Origin of the sequence: Phenylobacterium sp. (assembly GCF_031360265.1) — a bacterium.
In the GTDB taxonomy this organism is placed as follows: domain Bacteria; phylum Pseudomonadota; class Alphaproteobacteria; order Caulobacterales; family Caulobacteraceae; genus Phenylobacterium.
The window spans coordinates 1-22885 of record NZ_JANMBF010000062.1; the positions used below are offsets into that span (position 1 = coordinate 1).

The window sequence follows — 22885 nt, forward strand, 5'->3', positions numbered from 1 at the left end:
CCAGCCTCGACCCCAAGGCCGTCGCCGACTATGTCGCCAAGGCCCAGCACGGCCAGACGGTCGCCGACTACCTGCTGCACCTGATCCCCGACACCTTCGTCAGCGCCTTTTCCGGCGGCGACCTGCTGCAGGTGCTGGTGATCGCCATCCTCACCGGCTTCGCCTGCACCAAGATGGGGGACTTCGGAGCCAGGACCGCCGACGTCCTGGACGACATCGCCAAGGTGTTCTTCGGGATCATCGGGGTGATCGTGCGACTGGCGCCCCTCGGCGCCTTCGGGGCGATGGCCTACACCGTCGGCAAGTTCGGCGTGGAGTCTCTGAAGAACCTCAGCGCGCTGGTGGCCACCTTCTACCTGACCAGCGCGCTCTTCGTGGCGATCGTGCTGGGCGCCGTGGCGGCGCTTTCCGGGTTCTCGATCTGGAAGTTCCTGCGCTACATCCGTGAAGAGCTGCTGATCGTGCTCGGCGCCTCGTCGTCGGAGGCCGCGCTGCCGCTGATCATGGCCAAGCTGCAGCGGCTGGGGGCAGGCAAGGGCACGGTCGGCCTGGTGGTTCCCGCCGGCTACAGCTTCAACCTCGACGGCACCAACATCTACATGACGCTGGCCACCCTGTTCCTGGCCCAGGCGACCAATATCCACCTGACCTGGCAACAGGAGTTCACCCTGCTGGGCGTGGCCATGCTGACATCGAAGGGCGCCAGCGGCGTCTCGGGCGCGGGCTTCATCACCCTGGCGGCCACGCTGGCGGTGATCCCCGACCTTCCCATCGCCGCGCTTGGGCTGCTGCTGGGCGTCGACCGGTTCATGAGCCAGTGCCGCGCGCTGACCAACTTCATCGGCAACGGCGTCGGAACCCTGGTCATCGCCCGCTGGGAGGGCGACCTCGATCGCGACCGGCTGAGGGATGAGCTGGACCGTGGCCCGGGCCCGGATCCGGAAGCCCTGCTGGAGACGCCGCTACCGGACTGACCGCCGCGCGGTCAGGCGACGATGCGCACGGGCAGGGCCTCGTAGCCCTTGACGAAATTCGACTTCAGCCGCTGGGGCTCGCCCACCACCTCGATGCGCTTGAAGCGCTTGAGGATCTCTTCCCAGACGACGCGAAGTTGCATCTCGGCCAGCCGGTTGCCGACGCAGCGGTGGATGCCGAAGCCGAAGGCCACATGCTGGCGCGGCCGCTCGCGGTCGATGATGAAGCGGTCGGCGTCGGCGATCACCTCTTCGTCGCGGTTGCCAGAGACGTACCACATGACCACCCGGTCGCCTTTCCGGATGGTCTTGCCGGAGAGCTCGAAGTCGCGGGTCGCCGTCCGGCGCATGTGGGCCACGGGGCTCTGCCAGCGGACGATCTCCGGCGCCGCGGAGTCCAGCAGGCCAGGGTCCGCGCGCAGGCGATCATAGGCCTCGGGGTACTCCTGGAAGGCCATCAGGGCGCCGGTGATCGAGTGACGGGTGGTGTCGCTGCCGGCCACGGTCAGCAGAATGATGTTGCCGAAGTAACCCTCGGGCCGGTCGCCCTTGCGGGTCACAGGGTCTTGGGCGAGCCGGGAGATCAGGTCGTTGGCCGGCGGCCCGTCCTTGCGGGCGTCCCACAGGCCCATGAACGGCATGATCATCGGCATGAACGCCGCCTGGCGTTCGAGGAGCTGCTCGGGGGTCATGTCGGCCGGCGGCGGACCGGACAGCGCCATGTCGGAAATCTTCGGCAGGTTGCGGCGCTGGTCGAACGGGTAGTCGAACAGCGTCGCCAGCATCTGGCTGGTGAGTTCGATGGACACCTTGTCGACGAAGTCGAAGGTCTCGCCGACCGGCAGTTCGTCGAGGATGGCCGCGGCCCGCTCGCGAATCAGCGGCTCCATCGCCGCCATGCCGGCGGTGGAGAAGGTGGGCGTCACCACCTTGCGCTGGGCGTCATGGTCCGGCGGGTCGAGCCCGATGAAGCTGGAATCGGCGCTGGGCTCGAAGGCGTCGGCGATCATGATCCCGCCACGGCTGGAGTCGGACGAGAACACCTCGTGGTTGGAATCCACCGCCACGATGTCCTGGAACCTAGTCACCGACCAATAGGGGCCGTACTCGCTGTCGGCGCAGTAGTGGACGGGATCCTCGCGCCGCAGCCGTTCGAACCAGGGCCAGTGGGTGTCGCTGGTGAAGTGGCTGACGTCGGCGACATTGAAGTCGTCGAGCGGCGTCGAATAGGCCCGCTCGCGGGCGTCGCTGGAGATCTTGCTGGCGTCCCGCTTGGCATCTGGGCCCATGATCTTCCCTCCACCGTCGCCGATGGCCGGAGGTTGGGGCCGCGCGGGGCAAGACTCAAACGAAAACGCCCGGCGGTAAGGCCGGGCGCTTCGCAGAACGATCTCGCGCGGCAGGTTTAGGCCGCGACGGCCTTGATCAGCGACTTGTTGAGGATGCCGATGGCCGCGTCGCGGTCGATGCGCTCGATGGCGGCGACTTCGCGGGCCATGCGGTCCAGCGCCGATTCGTAGAGCTGGCGCTCCGAATAGGACTGTTCCGGCTGGTTCTCGGCGCGGTGCAGGTCGCGCACCACCTCGGCGATGGAGATCAGGTCGCCGGAGTTGATCTTGGCTTCGTATTCCTGGGCGCGGCGGCTCCACATGGTGCGTTTCACCCGCGCGCGGCCCTTCAGGGTGGTCAGGGCCTGGGAGACCACGTTGGTCTCGGCCAGCGCCCGCAGGCCCGCCGTGCGCGCCTTGGCCGTGGGCACCCGCAGGGTCATCTTCTCGTGGTCGAAGGTGATCACATAGACTTCCAGCTGCAGACCGGCGATTTCCTGGGTCTGGATCCCCTGCACCTGCCCGACGCCGTGGGCGGGGTAGACGACGTGATCGCCGACGGTGAAATCGTGACTGACCTTGCTCATCGAGTAGCCCTTCTCAAAATCCTGTGCGATCCGACGCCGGACCGCTGCGACGAGGTTCCGCCAGAGCCCTTCACCACCCAGGTTGGATCAACCTGAGGGGAGACGAAGGGCTCCAGATACAGTCGACAAAGCCACCCGCTCCGCGAAGAGGGCGCGCGGCGCTATCGTCAATTGAAGCGGAATAGACCTCTTAAGACACCCTTCGCCTGTCGCCGCCGCGCCCATTGCTGGGTCCACGCCGGCGCGGCACTGCTTCTAGTTCGACTTCTTGTCCACGGGCGAGGCCAGGAGCCTGATCGCCGCGTCGTCTGCGACGGTATCATAAAATTAAGCCGAATGAAAGGCTTGCCCCAGCCGGGGCGGCATCGGGCGAAGCCGGACGGGCGCCCGGTCAGGAGCCGCGGCCGGGCTTCTCGGAGAAGTATTTCTCAAGCTTGCCGGTCTCGCGCTCGAAGGCCTCGGCGTCGGCCGGCGCCTGGCCCTTGACCGTGATGTTCGGCCAGACGCGGGCGTATTCCGTATTGATCCGCAGCCACTTGCCGTCGGCGTCATCCTCGGTGTCGGGCTTGATGGCGTCGACCGGGCATTCCGGCTCGCAGACGCCGCAATCGATGCACTCGTCCGGATTGATAGCCAGGAAATTCTCGCCCTCGTAGAAGCAGTCGACGGGGCACACTTCCACGCAGTCCATGAACTTACATTTGATGCAGGCGTCCATCACGATGTAGGTCATGGCGGGCGAGCGGCCTCCAGGCTGGCGGGGTAGGGCGCGGGTTTTTCACGGGCGCCAGCCGCATTGTCAATGCCGCGGCGGCGTCTGGCGCTACGAAGAAATCTCCAAACGCGCATAGAGCGCGCGCGCTTCCTTCGGCGGACCGCGTCGTTCGCCAAACGCCACCACCCTGACAGCGAACAGCTTTCCGTCGATCGCGAACACCAGGGCGTCGTCGATCTTCAGCGGGCGGGCCGGCTTGTCGACGCGCGACTCGTGGCCGGCGCGGGTCAGCCGGATGCGACCCTCCTCGATGAACGCGGCGGCCAGCGTTCGGGTCTTGAAGAAGCGCGCGCGCCACAGCCAGACATCGGCCCGGGTCGCGCCGTCGATCATGGGCGGTTCCTCAGCCATGGGACTGACCGGTGCGCCGCGGTCGGCGAGGGCGCCGCGCGGGCGCGGGCGCGCCCTGCAATGCGGCCAGGGCGGCGAAGGGAGAATGGGGTGCGGTGATCGGCTTGTGCTCCACGGCAAAATCGCGCTCGGACCGGCGGCGCCAGGCGACGGGCTCGCCCGGCCGCCGGATCGCGGCGAAGCCCAGACCCTTTAGGATCTCACGAGCCTCGTCGTCGCGCCAGCCGAGTTCCTCGCGCGCCGCATCGGAAAACAGCACCCCGCCGCCCTGCCTGACGCCGGCCCGCAGCCATTCGTCGAGCCGCTCCAGCTGATCCACCGGCACGGCCAGGCCACCCACCGCCCGCAAACCGAAGGCGGCCAGAGCGCGGGGCGGGGGCGTCGGCGCCGGCAGGCGGCTGACCGCGTCGGCGGCGGGACGCCAGCCGGGAACCTCGCGCCCGGCCAGCGCCTGGGTCAGCGCGCGCGCGTCCGGCCGCAACAGGCTCGGCATGAAGATCGAAAAGGCGCCCAGCCGGACGCCGAGCCCGCGCAGCGCGCGTCGCTCGACCGGGCTGAGTGACCGGGTCTCCGCGCGCGCCTGCGCCCGGTCCAGCACCCCGCCGGCCTCGATCAGCCGGAAGGCCAGCCCGCGCGCCAGGCCCTTGATCCGGCCCTCGGCGACCGCTGTCTCGAGCTTGCGCAGGCCGGCCAGGCGCCGCGTCGCCTCGCTGGCCACGAAGGCTTCCAGCCGCTGGCCCGCGCGCTGGCGCGCCGCCTCCGGGCCCAGGTCGCCCAGCAGCCGCACCCGTGGCCGGAACGGCTCGCCGCCGCTCAACGCCCCGGCCGCCTCCCCATGCCACAGCACCACGCCGTCGGGCGTCAGGGCGAAGGCCGCATCCGGCTCCGCGGCGAGGCGACCCAGCCGGCGCGCGATCTCCGGGCCGACCGCGTGGGCCGCGGCGGCGCGCAGGGCCTTTTCCTCCAGCATGGACGATCCCTGCGCCCCTTCGAACCGCACCCCGCTCAACCGGCCGACGAAGTGACCCTCGACGGTCACCGCGCCGTCGGCCGCGACGCCGGCCAGCATGTCCTCGCGCACCCGCAGGCCGCGCATCAGCGCGCTGGTCCGCCGGTCGACGAAGCGGGCCATCAGCTTCTCGTGCAGGGTGTCGGAGAGCCGGTCTTCCAGCCCCCTCGTTCTGGCCTGCCAGGTTCCGGGGTCGGCCAGCCAGTTCGGGCGGTTGGCGACGTAGGCCAGGGTGCGGACGCCGGAAAGCCGCGCCGCCAGGGTGTCGATCTCCCCGTCCGTCCGGTCGAGCCCCGCATATTGCCGGGCGATCCAGTCCTCCGGGATGCGCTGGCGCCCAGCGGTCAGGTGCAGGAAAAAGTCCTTGGCCAGGCCCATGTGCTCGTCGAGGGCCAGCTTGCGGAAGTCCGGCGTCTGGCAACAGTCCCACAGCGCCTCGACGGCCGCGCGACCGCGCGCGCGGGCAGCGACCTGCGGATCCTGGACCAGGTGGCGCAGGGTGGTCTCGTCCAGCGCCTCGACGGAGAGCTCCAGCCCTTCGCGGTCCGGGGTCTTGGCCAGGGACCGGAGCAGGCTGGTCAGGCTGGCGAAATCCAGTCGAGAGTTGCGCCATTGGGCGCCGGTCACCGGTTCGAACCGGTGCTCCTCGACGGCCAGGACCAGATCCTCGTCCATGTCTTCGGCCTCGCCGGTGACCCCAAAGGTCCCGTCACGCTGGTAGCGGCCGGCCCTTCCTGCGATCTGCCCGACCTCCTGCGGGTGCAGGAACCGCGTCCGCCTGCCGTCGAACTTGCGCAAGCCCGCGAAGGCCACGTGGTCGACGTCCATGTTCAGGCCCATGCCGATGGCGTCGGTGGCCACCAGGAAATCCACTTCGCCGGACTGGTAGAGGGCGACCTGGGCGTTGCGGGTGCGTGGGCTCAAGGATCCCATCACCACCGCGGCGCCGCCGCGCTGGCGACGGATCAGTTCGGCGATGGCGTAGACCTGGTCGGCGCTGAAGGCGACGATCGCGGAGCGCCGGGGCAGGCGGGTGAGCTTTTTGGGCCCGGCGTAGGTCAGGGCGCTGAACCGTTCGCGGGTGACGATCTCGGCGTGCGGCAACAGCCGGCGCACCAAGGGCGCCATGGTCCCCGCGCCCAGCAGCATGGTCTCGGCCGTGCCGCGCGCGTGCAGCAGGCGGTGGGTGAACACATGGCCGCGCTCGGGGTCGGCGCAGAGCTGGATTTCGTCCACCGCCAGGAACTCGACCTCGCGCGACAGCGGCATGGCCTCGACGGTGCAGACGAAATAGGTGGCGCGCGGCGGGACGATCTTCTCCTCGCCGGTGATCAGCGCCACGGCGCGGGCCCCCCGGAGCCTGACGATCCGGTCGTAGATCTCGCGCGCCAGCAGGCGCAGCGGCAGGCCGATCATGCCCGAGGCGTGGCCCAGCATCCGCTCCACCGCCAGGTGAGTCTTGCCGGTGTTGGTGGGGCCCAGCACCGCCACGAGCCGCGGCGGAGCCACGCCCGAGGGTCGGTCGCTCATCGGCCTAATCTGGGGTGCGGCGCGGAGTCGGGCAAGCGCCGCAAGGCCCAAGGCGCGGCCCCGTCATCGATGGGCCGCGGAGGCCGGGCGCGCGGGCTTTTGCCGGGTCTTGAACTTGCCCCTTCTCTTGACCCCCGCAACGCGGTTCTATGGCGGTCGGCTTCACGGGGGTTAGCGGATGCGTCGCGCGGCATGGGTCATCTTGTTGGCGGTCCTGGTCTCGGCCTGCCAGGCCGTCACCCCCGATCAGAACGCCGTGGCCGTCACCCGCGCGGTCTATGACGAACTGCGCTCTGGCCAGGACACGGCGCTGGCGGCGCGGATCCACCCGGGGACGATCACCCCCGCCACGGCGGCGCAATTCTCCAAGCTGCGCACCTTTGTGCCCGCCGGCGAGCCGACCGGCTCCAAGGTGGTGAGTTCCACGGTCGCCGAGGTGAAGGATCACGGGCGCTATGCGTCCCTCGCCATCGAGTACGACTATCCCGACCGCGCGGCGCTGTTCCGCACCCAGCTCTATGAGCTCCCCGGGGGGCGCGTCTGGCAGGTCAGAGGCTTCAATCTGGAGGTCGCCACGGAGCGCGAACTGGCGGTCAACCGTCTGACGCTCGCCAACAGGTCGGTGCTTCAGGGCATGTTCCTGGCGCTGGCGATCGCCTCGCCGCTGCTGATGCTGGCCGCGCTGGTCAAGGTGATCCGCACGCCGGGACTGGAGCGCAAGTGGCTGTGGGGCCTGATGGCGTTCCTCGGGCTGTTCACCTTCCACGCCAACTGGTCGACCGGCTTTGTCCTGGTGCAGTGGTATTCGCTGCAGTTCCTGGGCTTTGGCCTGACGCCGGCGCCGTCGCGGTTCGACCCCTGGTTCGTCGACGCCACCGTGCCCCTGGGCGCCCTGCTGATCCTGGCCGGCATCTGGGCGACACCGCTCGCGCCCCGCAAGCCGGTGGCGCCCAAGGGGTAGGGTTACGGTGGGGGCGGCGAGAGTTTCGCTGACAGTTGCAATAACCCCCACCCAGGCATCCCTAGCCACTCCCGACGAGCATGGGGGTTATTGCAACTGTCACCGCAACTCCGTGAGTGGTCGTCTCGGAGGGCAACGCCTTCCTCTGGCCGGGCTATGACTTACGGAAGTTGGCGCGGAGGGACCGCTATGACTACGGCTTCCTGCCCCCGCGTTTCTTCGATGATGTTCGCGAAGCCTTCGTCGCGTTGCGAAACGGCGGCGCACTGACGCCCGGGCCCTAACCCGAGATCCTATTGCGGGTATTACGGTGAACAACCCTCCGGGGCGCAAATTCTGGACTTGCGGCCGGAACGCGGATAGAGTGAACAGATCAAGAACATATGCCGGTCTTTCACAAGTGAATTTTCCGATTTCTGCTCGCGCGCCCGTCCGCGCCGCGGGTCGCCAATAGGCGCATGTTCCGCTTACATCGCCTGCAACGCATCGCCCCGGCGGCCCTCAGGCGCGCCTTGCGTTCGCAGCGCTAAGGCGACGCCGGCCTTGACGCCGCATGGGTGGGTCTACGCGCCCGACGGAGGCGCTAGTCCAGCGTCCGCCGATAGCGCGCCATCGCCAGCGCGGTGACCACGCAGACGAAGGCGGTGAGCGCGGCAAGTTCGCGCCACATGTCGCCGAGGCCCTGGCCCTTCAGCAGGGCGCCGCGCACCACCCGCAGGAAATGGGTCACCGGGAGCGCCTCGCCGAGCACGCGGGCCCAGGCCGGCATCCCGCGGAACGGGAACATGAACCCCGACAGCAGGATCGAGGGGAAGATGTAGAAGACGCTCATCTGCATGGCCTGCAGCTGCGAGCGCGCCGCGGTGGAGATCAGGAACCCCAGCGCCAGGGAGCCGACGATGAACAGGCCGACGCCCAGCGACAGGCCGGCCCAGCCGCCCTCCATCGGCACCCCGAACAAAAGCCGCGCGAAGATCAGGATGATCACCGTCTGCACGACGCCGATCGCCACATAGGGCGCGAGCTTGCCGGTCATCACCTCCAGGGGCTCGACGGGGGTGGCGAGCAGACTTTCCATGGTCCCGCGTTCGGTCTCGCGGGTGACGCTGAGCGCGGTCATCATCACCAGGGTCATCGACAGGATCACGCCGAGCAGGCCCGGCACGATGTTATAGGCGGTGATGGCTTCGGGATTGTAGCGGGCGTGGACCACCACCTCGAACGGCGCGACGCCCTGACCGCGGGCCGCCAGCGCGCCCTTCAGGTCGTGCGCCAGGGCCTGGGCGGGCAGGGCGGCCAGCGCCGCCACAGCCCCGCCAGTGGCCGAGGGGTCGGTGGCGTCGGCCTCCACCAGGATCTGGGCCCCATTCCCGGCAGAGGGGTCGCCGCGCGCCACCCGGCGGGTGAAATCGCCCGGGATGGTGACCGCGAACTGCACCCGGCCCTGGCGGATCATCTCGTCCAGTTCGGCTGGCGAGCGGGCCTGGGCGGTCAATTGGAAATAGCCGCTGCGGGTCATCGCGCCGACGATCGAGCGGGCGAAAACACTGTCCTCCTGCACCAGAACGGCCATCGGCAGGTGGCGCGGCTCGGTGTTGATCGCATAGCCGAACAGCAGCAGCTGCACGACCGGCAGCACCAGCATCATGGCGTAGGTCAGCCGGTCGCGGGTGAGCTGCTTGAACTCCTTGATCATCACCGCGGCGACGCGGTCGGGGGAGAAGCCGCTCATGCGAAGTTGTCCTGCGCCCGACCCATCAGCTGGATGAACACGTCCTCCAGCGTGGGCTCCACCTCGCGCCATCGGAACGGGGCTTTTCGCCACGGCGCGATAGCCGCTTCCAGAGCGCGGCGGTCGGTCCCGCTCACATGCACCGCGGCTCCGAAGGGCGCGACGGTGTCGACCCCGGGCTTTCCGGCCAGCGCGTGCGCCAGCTGGCCGACATCGGGCCCCTCGCCGTGGAAGGTGACCAGGTGCGAGCCCTCGACCACCTGTTGCGTCGTGCCCCGCGCGATCAGCCGGCCATAGCTGATATAGGCGATCTCGTGGCACCGCTCGGCCTCGTCCATGTAGTGGGTAGAGACCAGCACGGTCAGGCCCTGGCCGGCGAGCGCGTGGATCTCGTCCCAGAAGTCGCGGCGCGCCTTGGGATCGACGCCGGCGGTGGGCTCGTCGAGCAGCAGCAGCCTGGGCTCGTGCAGCGTCGCCGAGGCCAGGGCCAGGCGTTGTTTCCAGCCGCCGGAAAGCTCGCCCGCCAGCTGGTCGCGGCGGTTGGTCAGGCCCAGCCGCGACAGCGCCGCGTCCACCCGCTCGGCCCGGCGGTCCAGGCCGTAGACGCGGGCAGTGAACTGCAGGTTTTCCGCCAGCGTCAGGTCCTCATAGAGCGAGAACCGCTGGGTCATGTAGCCGGTCCGGACCTTGATCGCGTCGGCCTGGGCCAGGATGTCGTAGCCCAGGCAGGTTCCCGAGCCACTATCTGGCGTCAGCAGGCCGCAGAGCATCCGCAGCGTCGTGGTCTTGCCCGAGCCGTTAGGCCCCAGGAACCCGCAGATCCGGCCTTGTTCGACCTGGATCGAGAAGTCCTGCACGACGTGCTTGCCGGCAAAGCTCTTGTTCAGCCCGGCCACGTCGATGGCCAGGGTCACTTGCGCGGCTCCCCAAGGGGCTCGACATCCACCGGCTGGCCGGGATTGAGGCGCGCGGACGGCCGGGCTTCCGCCAGATAGACCAGCCGGTCGCGCGCCTCGCGGCTGTAGATCACCGGCGGGGTGAATTCCGGGCGGGGCGAGATGTAGGCGATGGTCGCCGTCAGCCCCCTGGCGCACCCGTCGCAGGAAAAGCGCACCACGCCGCCGACGCGGTAGGCCGAAAGCGACGCCTGCGGCACGAAGAACCGCAGCTTGATCCGCGCGTCCGGCAGCAGCGACAGGATCGGCTGGTTGGCCGGCGCCCACTCGCCCTGCTGGAAGAACACCTCCTCCACGCGTGCGGCGCGGGGCGCCGTGGGCGCCACATCGGAGAGCCGCGCCGCAGCGCCGGCGAACCCGGCCTCAGCTTCGCCGGTCCGGGCGTCAGCAGCGCGGATCTGGTCTTCGCGCGCGCCCAGCGCGGCGGCGTCGCGCTGTTTCCTGGCGGCCCTGACCTGGGCTTCGGCGGCCTGCGACGCCGCCTTGGCGTCATCGAGGGCGGCTTTCGATTCATAGCCCTTCGCGGCCAGGGTCGAGACCCGGCGCAGCTTGGCCGCCGCGTCGCCGGCGCGGGCCTGCGCCGCGGCGATGTTGGCGTCCAGCACCGCCAGCTCCGCGGGCCGCTGGCCCTTGCGAGCGTCAAGCGCCTGGGCCCGCGCGGCGGCGAGCTGGGCAGCGGCCTGGTCGCGCGCGGCCGCCGGCTGCCGGGGATCGACCATGAACAGCCTGCCGCCCGCCGCCACCTCCTGGCCGCGGACCACGTACATGGCCCTGACCGTGCCGGAGACCGGGGCGGCCAGATAGAGGGGTTCGCCCTCGATATAGCCGGTCAGCACGCTGCGCCGCCCGAGGCGGGGGATCAGCACCAGCGCCGCGATCACCGCGATGGCGGCCAGCAGCAGGGCCGCGACCAGCAGCCGTTGACGGGTCATCGATGGGCCTCCCCAGTCGTCGGAGCCCGGATCTTCAGGCCCTCGATCATGGTCTCGATATGCTGGCGGGCAAGGGCCGGCAGGTCGAAGGGCTGCGCGCCCACCGGCACGAAGGTCTCGCGCCAGATCACCCCAACCAGCATCGGGGCGATGATCTGCAGGGCGTAGGCTCGCGGGTCGCCCGCCTTCACCTCGCCTCGGGCCTGGGCCGCGGCGATCGCCTCGGTCAGGGCGTCCAGCACATGGGCGACCAGATCGTCGTGCCAGACGCGGGCGAGCCCGGGAAAGTTGCGCGCCTCGCCGATCACCATCTTCAGCACCCCGCCGACCGGCAGGGTTTCGATCAGGCCGCCGATCCGTGTCGCCAGGCCGCGCAGGAGATCGGCGATCGGTCCCGGATGGGTCGCCATCATCGCCCGGATTAGCTCGATGCTGGGCGCCACGGCCTGGGCGACCACCGCCCGGAACAGGTCGTCCTTGGTCTCGAAATAGAGGTAGAGCGCGCCCTTCGAGACGCCCGCGTGCCGGGCGATCTCTTCCAGCCTGGCCGCGGCGAAGCCCTTCTCCGCGAACACCGCCAGCGCGGCCGCGACGATCTCAGCCGGCCGATCGGCCTTGCGCCTGCGGAATTTCGGCTCGCCGGGATCGAGCATCGACGCCTCAGCTAATAACTGACCGGTCAGTTATTAATCTTGACGCGCCCGTTGCGCAAGGGGCGCAACCTGGTTCAAAGCGACGCTTCGATCTGGACGCCGAGGACCAGGGCGTCCGGCCCGCCGCCGCGCCCGCCGGGCGAGATCACGTACTGCACGTCTGGCCGCGCGGTCAGGTGATCGGTGAGGCTCACCCGGTAGTTGGCTTCCAGGGTGGTCTCGCGGCCGCGCAGCAGGCTGGCGTGGCTGAACCCGCCGATGGTGAAGCCCACGGAGAGCGCGTCGGCGGGGCGGCGGGGATCGATTCCCTGCCAGGTCAGGCCGGCTATCAGGAACAGCGGCTGCAGGCTGCGGTCGTCTCGCGTCGCCCCCTCCACCATGGCGAAACCTGAGAAGGCGGGGGCGGGCTTGTCCGGCGCGGGCCGCTCGAGCCAGAGATACCAGCCCCCGTTGCCGCGAACCTCACGCCCGTCGAACGCCTGAAATCGCGCCGAGTCGCCATAGGCTCCCATGCCGATCCTGAGACCCGCCCCCACGGGCGCCACGGCTTCGCCAAAGCCCAGCACCCCGTCGGCGGGCCGGAAGCTGAAGTCGGTCCCATGCCGGCGCAGCGTCGTGCGGTTCGGGTCGGACAGGAACGCCCCGCCGCGCAGTTCGACCAGCCCGGCCTGGATGCGACCCCATGCGCCCCAGGTGGAGGCCGGCGTCGCCGCCCGGCCCGGATCGTTGACGGTGATCGCCCCGCCGTTCGAGGAATAGGCGGAATTGACAAACTGGCTCATGCCCGCGACGCCGGGCAGGGCGTCGCCGGTCGAGACCCGGCCCAGCTGCACGGTCGCGGCGTCGGTGGCGTAGGTCGCCTTGAGCTCATAGAGCCACAGGCCGTCGCCCGAATTGAACGGCCCCTGAACGCCGGCCACATCGCCGATCGCGCGGGCCGAAAGGTTGGAGCCCGTCGTCCAGGCGCCTTGCAGGGTGACGCTCCAAGGTCCGCCCACCGGCGCCTGCACCCCGGCCGCCAGGGCGTGGACGTAGGTCGCCGTCTTCGACAGCCCTCCGGCGGCCACGCCGTTGAACGCGCCGACATAGGAAAACAGCGGCTTGGGACCGGCGTCTTCGGCCCGCGCCGCCGTCGCGCCGATCCCTCCGGCCAGGACCCCTGCGGCCAGGACCCCTCTGGCCAGGACCCCTCTGGCCAGGAAAACGAGGGGCGGGGCGCGGCTTGGCCTCATCGGGCCTCCGTGACACTTCACAACGCCGACCGTCTGCCGGAACACGGGCGAAACGAATCATGACCGAATCAGCGACTTGGCCAGATTCGATGTTTGTTCACCGCAACATATTGTATATCAACGGCGTTCGACCACAAGGCTCCAGGCGGAAAACGCGCTTGAAAGACATCCGGGCGGCGTGCTCGCCTTGACGTGGGCGCCGGCCTTCCTCTATATCGCCGGCTCTCGCGCGGGCCCCGGCCCGTGGCGTCCCGTTCTCGCGAAGGTTTCTGATCCCATGTCGCGTCGTTGCGAACTCACCGGTGTCGGCCCCATGGTCGGCCACAATGTGAGCCACTCGAACATCAAGACCAAGCGCCGCTTCCTGCCCGCGCTGTCCCCCGCCACGCTGCAATCCGACGCCTTGGGCCAGGCGTTCCGCCTGCGCATCACCAACGCGGCGCTGCGCACACTCGATTTTCGCGGCGGCCTCGACCCCTTCCTGCTGAAGGCCAGCGACGAGAACCTGTCGCCCCGGGCCCAGAAGATCAAACGCCAGCTCAAGGCCAAGCTCGCCGAACAGGCCGTCGCCGCCTGATTGCTGGGAGCCAGCCGCATCGGAAAGGCCGCCCTTGGGCGGCTTTTTTGTTGCCGCCGCCGCCCGCCGGCGCATCATGCGCCGCATGGCCTTCACCATCGAACGCTTTGTCGAGGACTGCCGAGCGGCCCGCGCGCGCGCCGACTGGGCGCCAGCTGTCGCCGGCCTGCTCGGCGCGGCGCTGCTTGAGCCCGGCGCCATCGACGCTGAGGTCGCCTCGCGCGGGGCGTCGGCCCGCAAGGGCTTCGATGTCTGGCTGCGGTCCGACGACCTGACCATCTATCAGGTGGAGGGACGCCGCGGCCTGATCAGCCCGCCGCACGACCACGCCGGCGTCGCCGTGGTTGGGGTCTATCGCGGCGCGGAGGGCTACCAGAACTACCGCCTGGCCGACGGACGGCTGGCCCCGGCCGGACGGATCACCGTGACGGCGCCGGCTGTCTCAGTGCTGCCGCCGGACCTGATCCACGCCCTCGACAACAGCGACAGCGCGGGCTCGGGCAGCATCCATATCTACGACAATGCGCACTTCGACCTGGCCGAGCGCCGACTGTGGAATCCGGACACCCTGGCCGAGGCGCCCTACAGCACGGCCCAGCAGTTCAAGTGGACCAAGGGCGCCCGGCCAGCAGCTTAGGCGGCCTTCAGAACGCCGTCGAACAGCCCCACCAGCTCGACCCAGTGCCGTTCGGCGGCATCGCGATTATAGACCGGCATGTCGGTGGGCACCCAGCCGTGCTTAGCGCCCTTCCAGATCGACACCTCGGCATCCACGCCGGCGGCCTTCAGCGCTGAGTCCAGGCGTTCGCACTGGGCTGTGTCGAAATGGCGGTCCTCCTCGGCGCCGGCGACCAGCACTTTGGCGGTGATCCTGGGCGCGAGCAGATGCGGGCTGTCCGGTGCGTCGGTGGCCTGACCGCCGCCGTGGAACGACGCCGCCGCGGCGATGCGGTCGGGGAAGGTTCCGGCCGCCCGGAGCGCGATCCCGCCGCCCATGCAATAGCCGGTGACGCCGACCTTGCCGGGCCGGGCCTGGCCTTGCGTCTTCAGCCAGTCGAGGCAGGCGCTGGTGTCGGCCATCTGCCGGGTCGCGTCGGTCGAGGCCCGCAGGCGCGCGAACAGCGCGCCCATCTCCGGATCGCCTGCGAACGCCTTGACGATGTCCAGCGGCGGATAAGGTCCCGCGCGCCAGAACAGGTCGGGCAGCAGCACATAGTAGCCAGCCCGGGCCAGGCGTTCGCCCATCTCGAACATCGCCGGGCGGATCGCGGGCGCGTCCATGAACAGGATCGCCGCGGGCCAGGGGCCCTCCCCGGCGTCCGGCGTGAACACGAAGGCGCGGGCGTCGCCCTCGGGTGTGGGAACGGCGACCTCGGCCTTCATCTCATCAGCTCCCGGGGGGTGGTTTCCAATCGAACGCGAGGAGGAGCGTGCGCTGGGAACTCGAAAAATTGTCGTCGGAAATCAGGTAGAAGCGAATGGCGCCATCCCGGCCGGGCACGGCGGCCAGACCCTCGAAGTTGTCGACGGTCAGGGGTCCGCGGATCTCCTGCTGGTCGACGGTTCGGCCGGCCGCGTCCGTGATCCTGAGGTCAATGACGCTCCGGGTCATCGGGTTGAAGGCGCGCAGCAGCCAGGCGGTGCGTCCGAGCGGCAGGCGGCGCACCGCGACGAGGCCAAAGCCCACCGCAAGGTCAACTGTCGGACCTTCGACGCATGGGCGGGTCAGGGCGCAGGACCAGGTCCGTCCGGTGGTCTCGCCGCCGGTGATATAGGCGTCGGCGCCCACCGTCGGATCCGGCGCCAGGGCCTCCATGCCTTCGTTGTAGGGGAACGAGACATCGGGAGCCGGGGCCGCGCGCGGCAGCCCGCCGCCGGCCGGGTAGAGCCAGATGCGGTCACGCTGCTCGAAGCTGACCAGCAGGTCACCGCCGGGCATCCGCGCCAGGCCTTCGGAATCGGCATTGTCCTTGCCCTGCAGCGGTTGGCCGTCGAGGCCGGTGAGCGGCCCAAGCGTGGCGTCGGCCAGGCCGATCAACCGCCCCTTGGCGTCCAGCAGCACGCGCGCGCGCAAGAGGTAGCCCTCGTCGCTGACCGCGATCAGCGACCCGCCGGCCTGCACGTCGAGGTCTGACAGCCCGTGCAGCCGGGCGGTCTGGGCCGACGTCAGCACCAGGCCGCCGGCATAGATCAGGTCGCCGATGCGGTCCTGCGTGGGGTCGCCGGGATTCAGCGGTACAGGCTCGCCCTTCACCGTGATCGCCGAGGCGGCCGCGACGCGCGCCCTGGGCGGTTCGGAGGGGCCACGTGCGCAGCCGACCAGCAACAGACCCGCCGCCAACGCCGTGGCGAGCCGCCTCAAGCCACCGCCCTCCGCACTTCCTTGAAGGTCGATCGCTTGGCCGGGCCGGTGGGGCCCTGGGTATTGGGCGGCGGTTGCAGGATGGCGGCGTTGCGCCGCGTCATCTTGCGCGGCTCCTCTTCGAACAGGCCCGCCAGCTGGTCGGTGATCGCCCCGGCGAGCTGCTCCACATCGACGATGGTCACCGCGCGGCGGTAGTAGCGGGTGACGTCGTGGCCGATGCCGATGGCGATCAGCTGCACCGGGCTGCGGCCCTCCAGCTCGCCGATCACCTCGCGCAGGTGGCGCTCCAGATAGTGGCCGGAGTTCACCGACAGGGTCGAATCATCCACCGGCGCCCCGTCGGAGATGACCATCAGGATGCGCCGCGCCTCCGGACGGCCGATCAGCCGCTGATGCGCCCACATCAGCGCCTCGCCGTCGATGTTCTCCTTCAGCAGCCCCTCGCGCATCATCAGACCCAGGTTGCGCCGGGCGCGCCGCCAGGGGGCGTCGGCGGCCTTGTAGATGATGTGGCGAAGGTCATTGAGCCGGCCCGGCTGCGGCGGCTTGCCGGCCTTCAGCCAGACCTCCCGCGACGAGCCGCCCTTCCAGGCGCGGGTGGTGAACCCCAGGATCTCGGTCTTGACCCCACAGCGTTCCAGGGTGCGCGCCAGGATGTCGGCGCAGACCGCCGCCACCATGATCGGGCGGCCCCGCATCGAGCCGGAGTTGTCGATCAGGATGGAAACCACCGTGTCGCGGAACTCGGTGTCCTTTTCTTCCTTGAACGACAGGGGTGCGGTGGGGTCGACGATCACCCGGGTCAGGCGCGCCACGTCCAGCAGGCCCTCCTCCAGGTCGAAGCTCCAGGAACGGTTCTGTTGCGCCAGGAGCTTGCGCTGCAGCCGGTTGGCCAGGCGCGAGACCACGTTCGACAGGCTCGACAGCTGCTGGTCGAGATAGGCCCGCAGGCGGGTCAGTTCCTCGGCGTCGCACAGCTCCTCGGCCGCGACGACCTCGTCGTGGGCGGTGGTGAACACCTTGTAGGTGACCACCTTTCCCTCGCCCTTCAGGTCCGGGCGGGCGGGTTGTTCCCCGTCGCCCATCTCGGGGGGCTCGTCGGAGTCCTCGGCGTCGGCGTCGTCCTGCGCCTGCATCATCTGCGAATCGGCGTCGTCGCTCTCGCGATGGGTCGGGTCGCTCTCGTCCATCGAGGACTGCTGCGGCGACTTACCCTCGCCGTCGCCGTCGTCGCTGTCGTCACCGGCTTCCTGCTCGCCGTCGTCGTCGTCGCCGTCGTCCTGGTCCGCCGGGTCGCTGGCGTCGGACATGTCGTCGCCCATCTTCAGGTCGCGAATGATGGCGCGCGCGATCCGGGCGAAAGCCTTCTGGTCCTGCACCGCCTCGGTCAGGCGGTCGAGGTCGGCGCCGGCCTTGGCCTCGATCTCGTCCCGGAACAGGTTCACCAGTGGCTGGGACATGGCCGGTGGTTTCACCCCGGTCAGCCGCTCGCGAACCATCAGAGAGACCACGTCGGCATAGGGCGGATTGGCCAGGGCCTCGATCTGGTTGAACGCCCGCTTGGCCCAGGCCTGCTCGTGGACGGCCTTCAGGTTCTCGCGCACCCCGCCCAGGGCATTGGCGCCGATGGCCTCGATCCGGGCCTGTTCGATGCCGTCATAGATCGGCTGGCCCAGCACCGAGGCCGGGCGGGCCTTGGCGTGGGCGGCCACGTCGTGGTGGGCGATGCGCAGCGCCATCTGATCGGCGAAACCGCGGATCCGCGCCGCGTCGATCGGCGTCAGGTCGCGCGGCGGATGCGGCAGCACCGCCCGGTTGCCCGACAGCTGCGGCCCCTCGCCGGAATAGACGATCTCCAGGTCGGCGGACTCGGCCAGCGACCGCGCCGCGTTGGCCAACGCGCGCTTGAAGGGCTCCAGGGGACTCTCGGGGTTCTTGGCCATCAGGGGGTGTCTTAGATCAGGGCGGCGCGTGGACGAAACAAGGATTTCGTCAGGTCGCCACATCTACCTCCCCCGCGAAGCGGCGGGAGGGGGACCGCGCCCCAATCCACCCCCTTTGGGGGTGGCTTGCGAAGCAAGGGGCCGCCGGATCGCACAGCGGTCCGGGGGGAGGGCGTGGTGGAGGGGGCAAACCGCAAGCTCGGCGGTCGGACCGCTGATGGCCCAGAGAGGGAGGCTCGCCCCCTCCACCCCTCGCTCTTCCCCCGGGCCTTCGCCGGGGTCGGCGAGCGGTCCGCCTCCCGCCATCGCTGCAGCGATGGGGAAGGTAGGCGCCTAGGGAACGCCAAGGCCAAGCCTGCGTTTGCCTTTGCGAGCTCGCATGGCGTGGGCGTTGTGGGAGCAACCGACATGTTGAAGTGGGCGTTGATTTTCGCCGTGGTCGCGCTGATCGCCGGCGGGCTGGGATTTACCGGCATGGCCGGCGCCGCGGCCGGGATCGCCAAGATCCTGTTCTTCCTGTTCCTCATCGGCTTCGTGATCTTCGTGGCGCTGGGCGTCATGGCCGGCAAGAAGATCAGCGGCGGCTAGCCAGGCCTATTTCGTCTTCGCCAGCCAGACCTTGGCCTGCGCCCCGACGATATCCACCAGATTGCCCATCGCCAGGTGGGCGTCGATCAGGTGCAGGCCCCAGCTGGCGTTGGGCTGGCCGTCGGCGCCGATCACGTCGCCCTCGATGGTGTCGGTGCGCGGATCGGCGGCGACGCCGTTCACATGCACCTCCAGATAGCTGAAGCCGTTCTTCTCGACGCATTGCGCGCTGAGCAGGCCGGGGGCCGAGATGAACGGGGTCGTCGGGTTGGCCTTGCCCTTCACCCAAACCGTCCTGGGCATGGCCTGGCCGGAGATCGCCGGGCTATTACCGAGATAGGCGTGCAGGTCGCCACGGCCGCCGGCCAGGTTCGCCGGGTTGGCGCAGGCCGCGACCTGCCCCTCGCCTGGCGCCTTGCCGAACAGGCTGTTGGCGGGCGGCGGGATGGTGTCGCGGAAGCTCGCATAGGCGATCACGCAGCCGGTCTGGCTGGGGGCCTTGCAGAGCGGGATGGTCCTGAAGAGGCCGGTGTCCTTGCCCCGGTCGATGGGCAGCCGCGTGCCCATCAGGATCGCAGAGATGATCTTGGCCTGCGCCGGCTTGCCGTCGATCTCCCGGGCGATCAGCTGGGTCAGCACGCCCGAGCCCTGGGAGTGGCCGATCAGCACCACGCCCCGGCCGTGGTTCTCGTGGGCCAGGTAGTAGCTCCAGGCGTCGGCCACGTCGTTATAGCCCACCGCCCGGGCGGCCGGGTCGGCCGAGCCCGCCATCGGCTTGCCCGCCGCGTTGGCCCGCAGCGCCGTCAGCGTGAACTGGCGATAGAGCGGCGCATAGATCCGGCACTTCGACCCGAACCGCGCCAGCTGCGCCTTGACCACGGCCAGCTCCTCCGGCCCGGCGATCATGTCCGAGGTGATCCCCGGATCATTGCTGACCGTCGGATAGACATAGAAGCAGTCCACCGGCGCCTTCGGATCCGCCTTGAAGGTCTCAATGCTCTCCGAGCCATTGGCCCGGACCACCGTGGTCGTCAGATCGACGGCGCAGGCGTCCCCCGGCTTGCCGGTCCAGCACAGCCAGTTGGCCTTGTCGGAATAGTCGTTCTTCGCGGGTGCGGCGTTCTGCGCGTGCGCGGCGAACCCCGGCGCGACGATGGCGGCGCCCACGGCGAGCGCGCGCAACAGGTTCCTGGACATATCTTCCCCCTGGCAATGCTTGTTGGTCAGCAATGGGCGCGAGGATGGGGCTGTGGAGCGGTGCGGTCCAGCGGGATGTTCGGCTGGCGACCCAGGCTCAAGCCGCTTGGTCCAGCCGGTCTGCGATCCACATCTTGATCAGGGCCTGGCGCGTCACACCACGTCGCTGGGCCTCGATGTCGAGGCGGCGGACCATCTGATCGGTGAAGTCGATGTTCACCCGCCGCTTTTCCAGCCCGGGCCGGCGCGCGGTCGACCAGTCCACATGCGCGCTGATGTCCTCGCCGTCGTCGAAGGCGGCGTCGAAGGCTTCGGCGTCAATCGTCTTGGAGCTCATATCGCCTCACCTCATCGTTCCGTGCCCGGCGGACCGAGATGATCCGGATCGCGTCGCCGCGAAACGTCACCGCCGCCGTCCACAGCCGCTGGCCGATACGGCCGACCACCAGTTCGCGCCGCTCGCTCAGGAACCGCGCATCGACAACCAGTCGCAGGTCATCGTCCCACAACGTCTGAGCCGCCTCGAAATCGATCCCATGCTTGGCCAAATTCGCCGCGCTCTTGTCGGGATCAAAATCGAGGATGGGGGAAAATGGAGCGGAAGCGGCATATTTTCTAGCCTTCGAGGGACGCTGACACGGCCGTGACCCGCCGTCATTGACGCAGCGGCGGGCGAGGCAGAGATTTCCGCCCCGGGGCGATTGTGCTAAAATGGCTGCATGAAGCACGACCGGATCGAGACAAATCCAAGCATCATGGACGGCAGGCCGGTGATCAAAGGCACGCGGATCACCGTGGAACAGATTCTTCGCGAGTGCGCGCTTGGCGTCACGCCCGAGGTGTTCTTGGACGAACATCCGCACATCGTGCTTGAGGACGTCCGCGCCGCCCTCGCCTACGCGGCGGACCATCTGAGACAGCACGCGGCGGTCGCGGCGCAATAGGCATTGCGGTTCCTGGTTGACGAGAGTTGCTCGCGCGCCATCGCCGATGCGCTTGCCGGCGCGGGGCACGATCTGCTCGTAACCTCGGCGACCATGCCCGGGGCGAGTGATCGCGAACTCGCGGACCTCGCGGTGGACCAGGACCGGATCGTGGTGAGTGAGAACTTCGATTTCGGAGAACTTGCGGTTCGGGACCGCGTTCCAATTCCCGGCGTCATACTCCTGCAGGTGGCCTCGCCCAGAATGGCAGAGCGCGTAGCGCGTCTCCTGGCCGCGCTCGACAACCTCGGCGACGGGACCCGCGATTACCTAACGATTGTCGAACAGTCGCGAATCCGTCGGCGACGACTTCGCTAAGGCCCGCGCGATCCGCCTACGCCACCCGCACCCGCGCCGTGCTCTCCGGCAAATCCGACCCGAAGGCGCGCTGATAGAACTCGGCCACCGTGCCGCGCTCCAGTTCGTCGCACTTGTTGAGGAAGGTCATCCGGAAGCCGAGCGCGATGTCGCCGTCGAAGATCTCGGCGTTCTGGGCCCAGGTGATCACCGTGCGCGGGCTCATCACCGTGGAGATATCGCCGTTCATGAAGGCGTTGCGGGTCATGTCGGCGACGCGGACCATGGCGGCGATGGTCCGGCGGCCATCGGCGGTGTCGTAGCTGGGCGACTTGGCCAGGACGATCTGCGCCTCCACATCATGGGCCAGGTAGTTCAGCGTGGTGACGATCGACCAGCGGTCCATCTGGCCCTGATTGATCTGCTGGGTGCCGTGATAGAGGCCGGTGGTGTCGCCCAGGCCGATGGTGTTGGTGGTCGAAAACAGCCGGAAGTACGGGTTCGGCCGGATCACCCGGTTCTGGTCCAGCAGGGTGAGTTTGCCCTGCGCCTCCAGCACCCGCTGGATCACGAACATCACGTCGGGCCGGCCGGCGTCATATTCGTCGAAGACCAGCGCGATCGGCCGCTGGATCGCCCAGGGCAGCATGCCCTCGCGGAATTCGGTGACCTGCTTGCCATCCTTCAGCACGATGGCGTCCTTGCCGACCAGGTCGATCCGGCTGACGTGGCTGTCGAGGTTGACCCGCACCAGCGGCCAGTTCAGCCGCGCGGCCACCTGTTCGATGTGCGTCGACTTGCCGGTCCCGTGGAAGCCCTGGACCATCACCCGCCGGTTGTGGGCAAAGCCGGCGATCAGCGCGCGCGTGGTCTCGGGGTCGAACTTGTAGGCCTCGTCGAAGTCGGGGACGTGGCTGTCCTTCTCCTTGAAGGCCGGCGCCTTCATGTCGAAGTCCACGCCGAACGTGTCGCGCGCGTTGACTTCGTGGTCGGGGACCAGCGTGAGCAGCTTGTCTTCTTGGATGTCAAAAGCGGTCATGGCGGGCTTCGATTACAGGCTTGCCGGGACGGACGCAAACAGGTGTTTCATAGGGGACGCAGGGCGCACACAAGTTGACGCCACGTCGGGAGGACCAGCGATGTTGCAGGAAGCGGATGGCGTCTACCGTACGATCGTAGTGAAGCCGCAGCCGACCGGCTTCGGCGCCGAGATCGCCGGCCTAGACCTGGGAAAGCCCCTGCCGGCGCCGGTTCTAACCGAGGTCAAGGCCGCCTGGGCGCGGCATGGCGTCGTGGCCTTCCCGGGCCAGCCGCTGTCGCTTGACGCGCTGGAAGCCTTCACCCTGGAAATGGGCGGCTTCGGGTCCGACCCCTTCATCAAGCCGATGACGGGCCGGCCCAATGTGCTGGAGCTGCGTCGAGAGCCCGACGAGAAGGCCACCAATTTCGGGGCCGGCTGGCATTCCGACTGGAGCTTCCAGGATGCTCCGCCGGCCGCCACCATTCTGCGTTCGGAGGTGACCCCGCCGGTGGGCGGAGATACGCTCTTCTGCGATTGCACGCGCGCCTACGAGGCGCTGTCGCCCACTATGCGCTCGATGCTGGCGCCGCTGCGGGCGATCCATTCCGCGGCCCGGCCCTACGGCATCCAGGGCTCCTTCGCCAAGGAGACAGCGGCCCGGACCATGCAGATCATCACTTCCAAGGAGGCCGATAAGACCCACGCCCATCCGCTGGTCCGCACCCATCCCGTGACAGGCCACAAGGCGCTTTTCATCAGTCCGGTCTACACCGTCGGCGTCGAGGGGCTGACCGGGCCGGAGGCCGACGCCCTGCTGGGCTTCCTCTTCAAGCATATGGTCCAGGAACAGTTTATCTACCGCCATCGCTGGCAGGCGGGGATGCTGCTGATGTG

25 protein-coding genes are annotated in these 22885 nt (G+C 69.0%); 8 read left to right on the forward strand and 17 right to left on the reverse strand.

Going from position 1 to position 22885, the window contains the following annotated elements; translation table 11 throughout:
* Positions 1-974: cation:dicarboxylate symporter family transporter (locus RMN86_RS05150; RefSeq protein ID WP_309604761.1), on the forward strand; the 974-nt coding region annotated here is incomplete at its 5' end.
* 11 nt (positions 975-985) lie between these two features.
* Here the strand turns inward: RMN86_RS05150 and RMN86_RS05155 are convergent.
* The 5 genes from RMN86_RS05155 to RMN86_RS05175 form a co-directional block, all read right to left on the reverse strand.
* A complete protein-coding gene (locus RMN86_RS05155) occupies positions 986-2263 on the reverse strand; it encodes a cytochrome P450 (protein WP_309604762.1) in 1278 nt (425 codons plus the stop codon).
* A gap of 116 nt (positions 2264-2379) precedes the next feature.
* Positions 2380-2889 (reverse strand): CarD family transcriptional regulator, encoded by a 510-nt coding sequence (locus RMN86_RS05160; RefSeq protein WP_309604763.1) that lies wholly within the window; start codon positions 2887-2889, stop codon positions 2380-2382.
* A gap of 391 nt (positions 2890-3280) precedes the next feature.
* Positions 3281-3622: a ferredoxin FdxA gene (fdxA, locus tag RMN86_RS05165; RefSeq protein WP_309604764.1), complete on the reverse strand. Its 342-nt coding sequence runs from the start codon at positions 3620-3622 to the stop codon at positions 3281-3283.
* A 90-nt stretch (positions 3623-3712) separates the two neighbouring features.
* Positions 3713-3997, reverse strand: coding sequence for a S4 domain-containing protein (locus RMN86_RS05170; protein WP_309604765.1), 285 nt, complete (start codon positions 3995-3997; stop codon positions 3713-3715).
* 10 nt (positions 3998-4007) lie between these two features.
* Positions 4008-6554, reverse strand: coding sequence for a helicase-related protein (locus RMN86_RS05175; RefSeq protein ID WP_309604766.1), 2547 nt, complete (start codon positions 6552-6554; stop codon positions 4008-4010).
* A 178-nt stretch (positions 6555-6732) separates the two neighbouring features.
* Between RMN86_RS05175 and RMN86_RS05180 the strand changes: the two genes are divergently transcribed.
* On the forward strand, positions 6733-7515 hold the full coding sequence (locus RMN86_RS05180) for a hypothetical protein (protein ID WP_309604767.1): 783 nt from the start codon (positions 6733-6735) through the stop codon (positions 7513-7515).
* A 583-nt stretch (positions 7516-8098) separates the two neighbouring features.
* Here RMN86_RS05180 and RMN86_RS05185 read toward each other — a convergent pair.
* From RMN86_RS05185 to RMN86_RS05205, 5 genes are all read right to left on the reverse strand, one after another.
* Positions 8099-9247 (reverse strand): ABC transporter permease, encoded by a 1149-nt coding sequence (locus RMN86_RS05185; RefSeq protein WP_309604768.1) that lies wholly within the window; start codon positions 9245-9247, stop codon positions 8099-8101.
* Positions 9244-10161, reverse strand: coding sequence for an ABC transporter ATP-binding protein (locus tag RMN86_RS05190; protein ID WP_309604769.1), 918 nt, complete (start codon positions 10159-10161; stop codon positions 9244-9246). Before RMN86_RS05190 ends, RMN86_RS05185 begins: the two co-directional genes overlap by 4 nt.
* Positions 10158-11135 (reverse strand): HlyD family efflux transporter periplasmic adaptor subunit, encoded by a 978-nt coding sequence (locus tag RMN86_RS05195; protein ID WP_309604770.1) that lies wholly within the window; start codon positions 11133-11135, stop codon positions 10158-10160. The genes RMN86_RS05190 and RMN86_RS05195 overlap by 4 nt, the downstream gene beginning before the upstream one ends.
* The gene (locus RMN86_RS05200) at positions 11132-11788 is read right to left on the reverse strand and encodes a TetR/AcrR family transcriptional regulator (protein WP_309604771.1); all 657 of its coding nucleotides are present in this window, start codon (positions 11786-11788) and stop codon (positions 11132-11134) included. Before RMN86_RS05200 ends, RMN86_RS05195 begins: the two co-directional genes overlap by 4 nt.
* A 74-nt stretch (positions 11789-11862) precedes the next feature.
* Positions 11863-13020, reverse strand: a complete 1158-nt coding sequence (locus tag RMN86_RS05205; protein ID WP_309604772.1) for a carbohydrate porin — start codon at positions 13018-13020, stop codon at positions 11863-11865.
* Between the two features lie 277 nt (positions 13021-13297).
* Here RMN86_RS05205 and rpmB point away from each other — a divergent pair, with 277 nt between their 5' ends.
* On the forward strand, positions 13298-13597 hold the full coding sequence (gene rpmB, locus RMN86_RS05210; RefSeq protein ID WP_309604773.1) for a 50S ribosomal protein L28: 300 nt from the start codon (positions 13298-13300) through the stop codon (positions 13595-13597).
* A 34-nt stretch (positions 13598-13631) separates the two neighbouring features.
* Positions 13632-14234, forward strand: a complete 603-nt coding sequence (locus tag RMN86_RS05215; RefSeq protein WP_309604774.1) for a hypothetical protein — start codon at positions 13632-13634, stop codon at positions 14232-14234.
* On the opposite strand, the gene RMN86_RS05220 is transcribed toward RMN86_RS05215, so the two are convergent.
* Genes RMN86_RS05220 through cobT form a run of 3 tightly spaced genes read right to left on the reverse strand, consistent with a single transcriptional unit; the run spans position 14231 to position 17905 of the window.
* Entirely contained in the window at positions 14231-14980 is a 750-nt protein-coding gene (locus RMN86_RS05220; RefSeq protein ID WP_309604775.1) for a dienelactone hydrolase family protein, read from the reverse strand. The two genes, RMN86_RS05215 and RMN86_RS05220, sit on opposite strands and share 4 nt — an antisense overlap.
* A gap of 4 nt (positions 14981-14984) precedes the next feature.
* A complete protein-coding gene (locus RMN86_RS05225) occupies positions 14985-15959 on the reverse strand; it encodes an esterase-like activity of phytase family protein (RefSeq protein ID WP_309604776.1) in 975 nt (324 codons plus the stop codon).
* Positions 15956-17905 (reverse strand): cobaltochelatase subunit CobT, encoded by a 1950-nt coding sequence (gene cobT / locus RMN86_RS05230; protein ID WP_309604777.1) that lies wholly within the window; start codon positions 17903-17905, stop codon positions 15956-15958. Before cobT ends, RMN86_RS05225 begins: the two co-directional genes overlap by 4 nt.
* 408 nt (positions 17906-18313) lie before the next feature.
* Between cobT and RMN86_RS05235 the strand changes: the two genes are divergently transcribed.
* Complete coding sequence (locus RMN86_RS05235) at positions 18314-18493, forward strand: DUF1328 domain-containing protein (RefSeq protein WP_309604778.1); 180 nt, start codon at positions 18314-18316, stop codon at positions 18491-18493.
* A gap of 6 nt (positions 18494-18499) precedes the next feature.
* Here the strand turns inward: RMN86_RS05235 and RMN86_RS05240 are convergent, their stop codons facing one another.
* From RMN86_RS05240 to RMN86_RS05250, 3 genes are all read right to left on the reverse strand, one after another.
* The gene (locus RMN86_RS05240) at positions 18500-19690 is read right to left on the reverse strand and encodes a DUF3089 domain-containing protein (RefSeq protein ID WP_309604779.1); all 1191 of its coding nucleotides are present in this window, start codon (positions 19688-19690) and stop codon (positions 18500-18502) included.
* A gap of 97 nt (positions 19691-19787) precedes the next feature.
* Positions 19788-20027 carry a type II toxin-antitoxin system BrnA family antitoxin gene (gene brnA, locus RMN86_RS05245; protein ID WP_309604780.1) on the reverse strand — a complete coding sequence of 80 codons (240 nt, stop codon included), beginning with the start codon at positions 20025-20027 and terminating at the stop codon, positions 19788-19790.
* Positions 20008-20547: a BrnT family toxin gene (locus RMN86_RS05250; protein WP_405041317.1), complete on the reverse strand. Its 540-nt coding sequence runs from the start codon at positions 20545-20547 to the stop codon at positions 20008-20010. Before RMN86_RS05250 ends, brnA begins: the two co-directional genes overlap by 20 nt.
* Between RMN86_RS05250 and RMN86_RS18125 the strand changes: the two genes are divergently transcribed.
* Positions 20485-20634, forward strand: coding sequence for a DUF433 domain-containing protein (locus RMN86_RS18125; RefSeq protein WP_405041318.1), 150 nt, complete (start codon positions 20485-20487; stop codon positions 20632-20634). The two genes, RMN86_RS05250 and RMN86_RS18125, sit on opposite strands and share 63 nt — an antisense overlap.
* 3 nt (positions 20635-20637) lie before the next feature.
* Entirely contained in the window at positions 20638-20991 is a 354-nt protein-coding gene (locus tag RMN86_RS18130; RefSeq protein ID WP_405041319.1) for a DUF5615 family PIN-like protein, read from the forward strand.
* Between the two features lie 16 nt (positions 20992-21007).
* Here RMN86_RS18130 and cobS read toward each other — a convergent pair whose 3' ends face one another.
* Positions 21008-22009, reverse strand: coding sequence for a cobaltochelatase subunit CobS (cobS, locus tag RMN86_RS05255; RefSeq protein ID WP_309604782.1), 1002 nt, complete (start codon positions 22007-22009; stop codon positions 21008-21010).
* Between the two features lie 100 nt (positions 22010-22109).
* Between cobS and RMN86_RS05260 the strand changes: the two genes are divergently transcribed.
* Positions 22110-22885: TauD/TfdA family dioxygenase (locus tag RMN86_RS05260; RefSeq protein WP_309604783.1), on the forward strand; the 776-nt coding region annotated here is incomplete at its 3' end.

Excerpts from the sequence above, each read along its gene's own strand:
- RMN86_RS05155 (WP_309604762.1), bottom strand. The coding sequence starts at position 2,263 with ATGGGCCCAGATGCCAAGCGGGACGCCAGCAAGATCTCCAGCGACGCC.
- RMN86_RS05160 (WP_309604763.1), bottom strand. The coding sequence starts at position 2,889 with ATGAGCAAGGTCAGTCACGATTTCACCGTCGGCGATCACGTCGTCTAC.
- fdxA (WP_309604764.1), bottom strand. The coding sequence starts at position 3,622 with ATGACCTACATCGTGATGGACGCCTGCATCAAATGTAAGTTCATGGAC.
- RMN86_RS05170 (WP_309604765.1), bottom strand. The coding sequence starts at position 3,997 with ATGATCGACGGCGCGACCCGGGCCGATGTCTGGCTGTGGCGCGCGCGC.
- RMN86_RS05175 (WP_309604766.1), bottom strand. The coding sequence starts at position 6,554 with ATGAGCGACCGACCCTCGGGCGTGGCTCCGCCGCGGCTCGTGGCGGTG.
- RMN86_RS05180 (WP_309604767.1), top strand. The coding sequence starts at position 6,733 with ATGCGTCGCGCGGCATGGGTCATCTTGTTGGCGGTCCTGGTCTCGGCC.
- RMN86_RS05185 (WP_309604768.1), bottom strand. The coding sequence starts at position 9,247 with ATGAGCGGCTTCTCCCCCGACCGCGTCGCCGCGGTGATGATCAAGGAG.
- RMN86_RS05195 (WP_309604770.1), bottom strand. The coding sequence starts at position 11,135 with ATGACCCGTCAACGGCTGCTGGTCGCGGCCCTGCTGCTGGCCGCCATC.
- RMN86_RS05200 (WP_309604771.1), bottom strand. The coding sequence starts at position 11,788 with ATGCTCGATCCCGGCGAGCCGAAATTCCGCAGGCGCAAGGCCGATCGG.
- RMN86_RS05205 (WP_309604772.1), bottom strand. The coding sequence starts at position 13,020 with ATGAGGCCAAGCCGCGCCCCGCCCCTCGTTTTCCTGGCCAGAGGGGTC.
- rpmB (WP_309604773.1), top strand. The coding sequence starts at position 13,298 with ATGTCGCGTCGTTGCGAACTCACCGGTGTCGGCCCCATGGTCGGCCAC.
- RMN86_RS05220 (WP_309604775.1), bottom strand. The coding sequence starts at position 14,980 with ATGAAGGCCGAGGTCGCCGTTCCCACACCCGAGGGCGACGCCCGCGCC.
- cobT (WP_309604777.1), bottom strand. The coding sequence starts at position 17,905 with ATGGCCAAGAACCCCGAGAGTCCCCTGGAGCCCTTCAAGCGCGCGTTG.
- RMN86_RS05235 (WP_309604778.1), top strand. The coding sequence starts at position 18,314 with ATGTTGAAGTGGGCGTTGATTTTCGCCGTGGTCGCGCTGATCGCCGGC.
- RMN86_RS05240 (WP_309604779.1), bottom strand. The coding sequence starts at position 19,690 with ATGTCCAGGAACCTGTTGCGCGCGCTCGCCGTGGGCGCCGCCATCGTC.
- brnA (WP_309604780.1), bottom strand. The coding sequence starts at position 20,027 with ATGAGCTCCAAGACGATTGACGCCGAAGCCTTCGACGCCGCCTTCGAC.
- RMN86_RS05250 (WP_405041317.1), bottom strand. The coding sequence starts at position 20,547 with ATGTTCGTCCAAGAACACCTCGGGCGTGACGCCAAGCGCGCACTCGCG.
- cobS (WP_309604782.1), bottom strand. The coding sequence starts at position 22,009 with ATGACCGCTTTTGACATCCAAGAAGACAAGCTGCTCACGCTGGTCCCC.